Source organism: Pseudomonas sp. KCJK9111, assembly GCF_046231935.1.
Lineage (GTDB): Bacteria > Pseudomonadota > Gammaproteobacteria > Pseudomonadales > Pseudomonadaceae > Aquipseudomonas > Aquipseudomonas parafulva_B.
Genome location: NZ_JBJJMO010000019.1, coordinates 50,079 through 58,021 on the forward strand (window position 1 = coordinate 50,079; position 7,943 = coordinate 58,021).

A 7,943-nucleotide genomic window follows, 5' to 3' on the forward strand; every position below is an offset into this window, starting at 1 on the left:
ACCGCTTGAACGCTTGAAAACCCTGCTCCACACCTGGTCTTTAGAGGTGTACCTGCGCCCGGCTGCAAGCCTACGGCGAACGTAAAACCGCTCGTATCTTGACCGTATCACCCCATCCGGTCAATACGGCAAATCGGTCACCTTCCAGCCGCCTTCCTTTGATTTTACTGGGCTGCGGCAAATTCAAACAAACGTTTGTATTGGACCGGTCAAGTGGTGTAGATATAATGCGCGTCCAAGACAAAACGGTGTAGTTCGTCATTTGCCCAGCTACAACCTGGTGGCCTGGCCACCGCTGCGAATGCCCGCGCACCCATAAGACAAAGCAACAGCTATGAGCCTTGATGAGTAGGAGAGAACCTGTGGAACGCGAATACATGGAATTCGACGTGGTCATCGTCGGCGCCGGCCCGGCGGGCCTGTCCGCCGCCTGCCGCCTGAAGCAGAAGGCCGCCGAAGCCGGTAGCGAAATCAGCGTCTGCGTGGTGGAAAAAGGCTCCGAAGTCGGTGCCCATATTCTCTCCGGCGCCGTGTTTGAGCCACGCGCCCTGAACGAGCTGTTCCCGGACTGGAAGGCGCTGGGCGCGCCGCTGAACACCAAGGTCAAGCGTGACGACATCTACGTGCTCAAGGATGCCGGCAGCGCCACCAAGGTACCTGACCTGTTCGTGCCCAAGACCATGCACAACCAGGGCAACTACATCATCTCGCTGGGCAACCTGTGCCGCTGGCTGGCCCAGCAGGCCGAGAACCTGGGTGTCGAGATCTACCCAGGCTTCGCAGCCCAGGAAGCGCTGTTCGACGAAGACGGCGTCGTACGCGGCATCGTCACGGGCGACCTGGGGGTTGATCGCGAAGGCCAGCCCAAGGAAGGCTTGTACACGCCAGGCATGGAATTGCGCGCCAAATACACCTTGTTCGCCGAAGGCTGCCGTGGCCACATCGGCAAGCAACTGATCAAGCGCTTCAAACTGGACAGCGATTCGGACGTGCAGCACTACGGCATCGGGCTCAAGGAACTGTGGGAAATCGACCCAGCCAAACACCAGCAAGGCCTGGTGGTGCACACCGCCGGCTGGCCGCTGGACGTCATGGCCAAGGACAACACCGGTGGCTCGTTCCTCTACCATCTGGAGAACAACCAGGTGGTCGTCGGGCTGATCGTCGACCTGTCCTATGCCAACCCCTACCTGTCGCCCTTCGACGAGTTCCAGCGCCTGAAGCACCACCCGGTGATCAGCCAGTACCTCGAAGGCGGCAAACGCATCAGCTACGGTGCGCGCGCGCTGGCCAAGGGCGGCATCAACTCGCTGCCCAAGATGGTATTCAAGGGCGGCGCCCTGATCGGTTGCGACCTGGGTACCATGAACGTTGCCAAGATCAAGGGCAGCCATACGGCCATGAAGTCGGGCATGCTCGCTGCAGAGGCCGTCGCTGACGCCCTGATCGCCGGCAGTGAGGGCGGTGACCAGCTAGACGGCTATGTCAGCGCCTTCAAGGCCAGCTGGCTGCATGAAGAGCTGTTCGCCAGCCGCAACTTCGGCCCGGCCATGCACAAGTTCGGCCCGTTGCTGGGTGCTGCGTTCAACTACATCGACCAGAACTGGTTCGCCGGCAAGCTGCCCTTCACGCTGCGCGACACCAAGCCTGACTATGCCTGCCTGAAGCTGGCCGCAGATTCGCAAAAGATCGAGTACCCCAAGCCTGACGGCAAGCTCAGCTTCGACAAGCTCAGCTCGGTGTTCCTGTCCAGCACCAACCATGAAGAAGAGCAGCCCTGCCACCTGAAGCTGGCCGACCCGACCATTCCGATCGCCAGCAACCTGCCGCTGTATGACGAACCTGCCCAGCGTTATTGCCCGGCAGGCGTCTACGAAGTAGTCACTCAGGAAGATGGCAGCAAGCGTTTCCAGATCAACGCGCAGAACTGCGTGCACTGCAAGACGTGCGACATCAAGGACCCGGCCCAGAACATCACCTGGGTCACGCCCGAAGGCGCTGGCGGGCCCAACTACCCGAACATGTAGTCACCTCGCCCTGGCCGATACAAGAAGCCCCCGGTTCTCTCGAACCGGGGGCTTTTTATATCGGCCAGGGCGTGCTCGGAAACGGCAGGGTCACACGTGTCAGGCCGTGCGCGAGAGCTCAAGCCCAGGTTCACCCGCCGCCAAGGGCTCTCGTCGCCCGAAGTACACCGCAGTCATTACCCCCACCCCGCCCATCACCAGACAGAAACCCACACATACCCAAGGGCTCCATGGCATCAGTGCGATAAGCGCCAAGGGCGTGATACTGGCCCACAGCGCATAGGCCACGTTGTAGGTGAACGAAATGCCCGATACGCGAATCTGCGCGGGGAACAGCCCGACCATGACCGAGGGCACCACGCCCACCACGCCGCACGACAAGCCCGCCAGGGCATAGGCCACCCATGTCATGCCCCAGTGCCCGATCAGGCTGGCATAGAGCACGCCGACCCCCAGGGGTAGCAGCACGCTGTACAGCAGCAGCGCCCGCCACGCGCCCACGCGGTCGACCAGCAACCCGGCAAGCACACAGCCCAGATTCAGAAACACGATGCCCACGCTGCTCAGGGCAAAGGTATCCCCGGCACTCATGCCAAAGCGCTGCTGCATGACCGTCGGGGTGATCACCACCAGCACCACCACTGCCGAGGTCAGCACGCAGGTCAGCAACGCCGCTGGCGCCAAGGCACGTTTATGTTCGCCAAGCACCTGTCGCAAGGGAAACTTCACCGGGGCCTGCTGGCTGCGCAAGGCCACAAAAACCGGTGTTTCACTCAGCCAGCGGCGCAACCACACGCCGATGACCCCGAACACGCCCCCCAGCAGGAACGGATAACGCCAGGCGTAGCTGAGTATTTCCTCGGGCGAGAACACGTGGGCCAGCAAGGTTGCCGTCAGGGCGCCCAGCAGATAGCCGAACGTGAGCCCAGCCTGCAGAAAACCCAAGGCATAGCCGCGTCGCCCGGGCGGTGCATGTTCGGCAACGAAGGTCCAGGCACTGGGCACTTCACCGCCGACTGCAGCCCCCTGCAGAATGCGCAGAGCCAGCAGCAGCAACGGCGCCGCGTAGCCGATGTCGGCATACGTCGGCATGACGCCGATGAGCAGGCAAGGCAGCGCCATCATCAGAATGCTGAGGCTGAAAACGCGCTTGCGGCCCAGGTGATCCGCGAAATGCGCCATCAGGATGCCACCCAACGGCCGGGCCAGGTAACCGGTGACGAAGATGCCGAAACTTTGCAGCAGCCGCAGCCATTGAGGCATTTCGGGCGGGAAGAATAGCTGGCTGAGGGTCAGGGCAAAAAAGACGAAGATGATGAAATCGTAGATTTCCAGCGCGCCGCCCAGCGCAGCCAGGCCCAGCGTCCGGTGGTCACGGCGGGTGAACCGGGGTGGACGAGCAGTATCGGTGGCAGTCATGGCAGGTTTCGCAGCAATGGTCAAAGGCCGGAGGATAGCAAATAGCGACCCGGTTGCCCCCTACCCTGCCCGGCTCAGCGATGAAAGACCGTCTGGGCCAAGTTGCCGGGCGCTCTGGGGCCCGCCCTGCGTAGCCCGTCCGGCATAGGCAAGGTGCCCACCACCACAGGTGCGTCGATGATGGACATGAACGACGCCAGGGCGTCATCGTCAGGTACGTGGGGCAGGCTCAGGCTGACCGCCTGGCGCTCGGCCTGGGGCACCGCAGGCACCTTCAGCTGGGCGCAATGGTAAAGCAGGGCATGCTGGATCTGCGTGCTGACCCGGCAAAACCGTACCAGGTCTACGCCTGCGTGGCTGGCCAATTCGATGTTGCCCAGCAGCAGGTGGAAGGGCTGCAGGGCACCGAGTACCAGGCGCTGCAGCTCCTCGAAACTGTCGACAGGGGCAATACGGTAATACCCCAGGCCATTGAGCATACGCTCCAGTTGCAGGCGTTGGTGCGGGTGGGCATCGGCAATCAGGATACGCAAGGACTTGTTGGCCATGGTCGAACCTGGACAGTGGTAGGAGCGCCCAAGACCTGGCCGAGCCCGTCAAGCCCATGCCAGGTCCGGCATTGATACCCCTAGATACAAGCCGGGAAACCCTCGGAAAGCAAGCGGCGGCCCAACAGAATGTGCAGTTTGCGCGGCGTGCCGTCAGGACTCCCACTGGCGCATGCGTTGCCGGCAGTGTTTCATGGCATTGACGATGTGCTTTTCCACTAGGCTACGCGACAGGCCCAGCCGCTCGGCGATCTGCGGGTGGGACAAGCCTTCGAGCTTGCGCAGCAGAAAGCTGTCACGGCATGGCTTGGGCAATTCGTCCAAGGCGCGCTTGAGCAGGTCCAGCCGCTGGGCGTGGTGCATGTCCTGGGACCAGACCGTGTGCTGCCACTGAACGCCCTCGTCGAGCACTTCCAGCGGTTCGGTCTGGCGAATCAAGTGGCGCCGATGTCGATCCACCACCAGGTTGAGCGCGGTGCGATAAAGAAACGCGCGAGGGTGCTCGATCACTTGCGCATCGACACGCTCCAGTACCCGAACGTAGGCGTCATGGGCCACATCTTCGGCAGCCTGGCGGCTGCCAAGGCGTGCGCTCAGAAAATTGACCAACTCGCGATAATAGTGTTCCACGGCGGCACCCTGAATCGCCCGATGACGGCCCCGCGCAGCCCAGAGGGTCGCAGGTGATATCAAATTGGAATCTTACAAATTATCATTACCCGCAGCAACCGACGTCGGTCGCCTGCCAAGGCTAAATTCAACACCATGACCTTCGTTTAACGGGGACCTGCCTGCGCACAGGCATTGCTTGCGCTCAGGCCCACTTCGGCTGGAAGTCCCCATGAGACGTGCACCCGCTACTCGCCACCGCCTGCTTCTGGGCGGCTTCGCCCTGCTGAGCCTGGGCAGTCTTCTGGCCTGGAGCACCCTGCCCCTGGGCGCGGTACCGGCCAATACCGTCACCGTGACGCGTGCAGACATCGAAAGCAGCGTCACCGCGCTGGGCACGCTGCAACCCAGGCGCTATGTGGATGTTGGCGCACAAGCCTCCGGGCAGATTCGCACGCTTCACGTCGAAGCCGGCGATACCGTGCGCAAGGGACAACTGCTGGTGGAGATTGACCCGTCAACACAGCAGGCGCGCGTGGATGCCGGGCGCTTTTCCATCGACAATCTCAAGGCGCAGCTCGCCGAGCAGCGCGCCCAGTTCAAACTGGCCAAGCAGCAGCTCGCCCGCCAGCGCAGCCTGGCCGATGCCGGCGCCACCCGCGAAGAGGATGTGCAGGCGGCCAATGCGCAGCTCAGCGTCACCCAGGCGCGTATCGACATGTATCAGGCGCAGATCCGTCAGGCCCAGGCGAGCCTGCGCAGTGACGAAGCCGAATTGGGCTACACCCGCATCTACGCCCCGATGGACGGCACCGTGGTCGCGGTGGATGCCCGTGAAGGCCAGACACTCAATGCCCAGCAGCAAACCCCGTTGATTCTGCGCATCGCCAAGCTCTCGCCGATGACGGTGTGGGCGCAGGTATCGGAGGCCGACATCGGCAAGGTCAAGCCCGGCATGACGGCCTATTTCACGACACTGGCAGGCGGCAAGCGCCGCTGGAGCAGCCGCGTCAGGCAGATCCTGCCGATTCCACCCAAGCCGCTGGAGCAAACCAGCAGCGGTGGCGGTAGCCCGGCGAGCGCGACCAATGGCGCCACCGGTACTCAGGTGGTGCAGTACACCGTCTTGCTGGATGTGGAGAACCCTGACGGTGCGCTGATGGCCGAAATGACCACGCAAGTGTTCTTCGTCGCCGGGCAGGCCAGCGGTGTACTGACCGTACCCCTGGCCGCGCTGGACGAACGCGATGGCATGCACATCGCCCAGGTACTCGCCCCCGATGGTCGGGTGCAACCGCGTCAGGTACGAACAGGGCTTAGCGATCGCCTGCGTGTGCAGGTGCTCGATGGCCTGGGCGAAGGTGAGCGGTTACTGATCGGCCAAGGCAGTGGAGGCTAGATGACCACGCCCCTGATCGAACTGCGCGACATCTGCAAGGCTTACGGCGGCTTCGGCACCCCCAGGGTGGACGTGCTGCGGGGTATCAGCTTGCGTATTCATCCCGGTGAATTCGTTGCCATCGTTGGCGCTTCGGGCTCCGGAAAGTCGACCCTGATGAACATCCTCGGTTGCCTGGACCGTCCCACCCGCGGCAGCTATCACTTCGCGGGGATGGACGTGGCCGAGCTGGGCAACGATGAACTGGCGTGGCTGCGCCGCGAGGCGTTCGGATTCGTCTTTCAGGGTTACCACCTGATCCCTTCCGGCTCTGCGCTGGAAAACGTCGAAATGCCCGCCATTTACGCAGGCATCCCGGCCCAGGAGCGCCAGGTGCGCGCCGCGGCCCTGTTGGACCGGCTAGGCTTGGCAAGCCGCACTGCCAACCGCCCGCATCAACTCTCGGGTGGACAGCAGCAGCGGGTGTCGATTGCCCGCGCATTGATGAACGGTGGCCACATCATCCTCGCCGACGAGCCCACCGGTGCCCTGGACAGCCACAGCGGCAAGGAAGTCATGGCACTGCTGGACGAGTTGGCCAGCCAAGGCCATGTGATCATCCTGATCACCCACGACCGCGATGTCGCGGCCCGCGCGCACCGGGTCATCGAAATTCGCGACGGCCTCATGATCAGCGACTCGGCCGACCAGCGCGACGGCGCAGCCCGCCACCCCGGCCTGCAGGCCGATGATCTGCGTCAGCGCCTGGGCCAGGGGGCGCAGTTGCGCGGTGCCTGGAAAGGCGAGCTGGTCGAAGCACTCCAGGCAGCTTGGCGCATCATGTGGATCAATCGCTTTCGCACCGCGCTCACCTTGCTGGGCATCGTCATCGGCGTAGCCTCGGTGGTGGTCATGCTGGCCGTGGGCGAAGGCAGCAAGCGCCAGGTGATGGCGCAGATGGCCGCGTTCGGCTCCAACATCCTTTATCTCAACGGCAAGCCGGCGACACTCGGCGAGCCGGCAGGTACCGTCACCCTGGACGATGTCGCCGCCATCGGCCAATTGCCGCAGGTCAAGCACGTCATGCCCGTTATCGGGGAAAAGCTCATGGTGCGCCAGAACAACACCAGCCAGATGTTCTACGTGGGCGGCAACAACACCTGGTTCGAAGACATTTTCAACTGGCCCGTGGTCGAGGGCTCATTCTTCAGCCAGGCCGACGAAGCCGGCGCGGCGGCAGTCGCCGTGATCGGCCAGAAAGTGCGGGAGAAGATGCTGGGCGATCATGCCAACCCGATCGGCCAATACCTGCTGATCGGCAACGTGCCATTCCAGGTGATCGGCATATTGGCGGGAAAAGGCGCCAGCTCCGGCGACCAGGACAGCGACGGGCGTATCGTGGTGCCGTACTCGGCCGCCGCCATCCGCCTGTTCGGTCATCGCGACCCCGACTACATCACCATCGCGGCGCGCGATTCGACGCAGGTCAACGAGACCGAGGCGGCCATCGATCACCTGTTGCGCCAGCGCCACCAGGGCCGCCACGATTTCGAACTGACCAACGATGCGGCCTTGATCCAGGCCGAGGCACGCACCCAGAGCAGCCTGTCGTTGATGCTCGGCGCCATCGCGGCCATCTCGCTGCTAGTGGGCGGCATTGGGGTGATGAACATCATGCTGATGACCGTGCGCGAGCGTACTCGCGAAATTGGTATCCGCATGGCCACCGGAGCGCGCCAGCGCGACATCATGCGCCAGTTCCTCAGCGAGGCGGTCATGCTGTCGATGGTGGGTGGGCTCAGCGGCATCGTCCTGGCCCTGATCGTCGGCGCCGGCTTGATGCTGGCCGATATCGCGGTGGCCTTCGCGCTGCCTGCCATGCTTGGCGCTTTTACCTGCGCTGTGATCACCGGCATCGTGTTCGGCTTCATGCCCGCACGCAAGGCCGCCCGACTCGACCCG

6 protein-coding genes are annotated in these 7,943 nt (G+C 63.3%); 3 read left to right on the forward strand and 3 right to left on the reverse strand.

The genetic code is table 11. From position 1 onward, the window contains the following. The first annotated feature begins 362 nt into the window (after positions 1 to 362). Positions 363 to 2,027: an electron transfer flavoprotein-ubiquinone oxidoreductase gene (locus ACK59L_RS09525; protein WP_409273213.1), complete on the forward strand. Its 1,665-nt coding sequence runs from the start codon at positions 363 to 365 to the stop codon at positions 2,025 to 2,027. 99 nt (positions 2,028 to 2,126) lie between these two features. On the opposite strand, the gene ACK59L_RS09530 is transcribed toward ACK59L_RS09525, so the two are convergent. The 3 genes from ACK59L_RS09530 to ACK59L_RS09540 all read right to left on the reverse strand — a co-directional run bounded on the left by ACK59L_RS09530 (position 2,127) and on the right by ACK59L_RS09540 (position 4,624). Beyond that, positions 2,127 to 3,446 (reverse strand): MFS transporter, encoded by a 1,320-nt coding sequence (locus ACK59L_RS09530; protein WP_409273215.1) that lies wholly within the window; start codon positions 3,444 to 3,446, stop codon positions 2,127 to 2,129. 74 nt (positions 3,447 to 3,520) lie between these two features. Next, entirely contained in the window at positions 3,521 to 3,994 is a 474-nt protein-coding gene (locus ACK59L_RS09535) for a response regulator (RefSeq protein WP_058639751.1), read from the reverse strand. Positions 3,995 to 4,147: 153 nt separating this feature from the next. Further along, the gene (locus ACK59L_RS09540; protein WP_058602651.1) at positions 4,148 to 4,624 is read right to left on the reverse strand and encodes a sigma-70 family RNA polymerase sigma factor; all 477 of its coding nucleotides are present in this window, start codon (positions 4,622 to 4,624) and stop codon (positions 4,148 to 4,150) included. Between the two features lie 211 nt (positions 4,625 to 4,835). On the opposite strand from ACK59L_RS09540, the gene ACK59L_RS09545 reads away from it, so the two are divergent. Together ACK59L_RS09545 and ACK59L_RS09550 are read left to right on the forward strand one after the other, a co-directional pair. Continuing rightward, positions 4,836 to 6,002, forward strand: a complete 1,167-nt coding sequence (locus ACK59L_RS09545) for an efflux RND transporter periplasmic adaptor subunit (RefSeq protein WP_409273218.1) — start codon at positions 4,836 to 4,838, stop codon at positions 6,000 to 6,002. Further along, positions 6,003 to 7,943 (forward strand): MacB family efflux pump subunit (locus tag ACK59L_RS09550; RefSeq protein WP_409273220.1); only part of this gene is annotated, 1,941 nt, incomplete at its 3' end. It abuts the gene before it with no gap.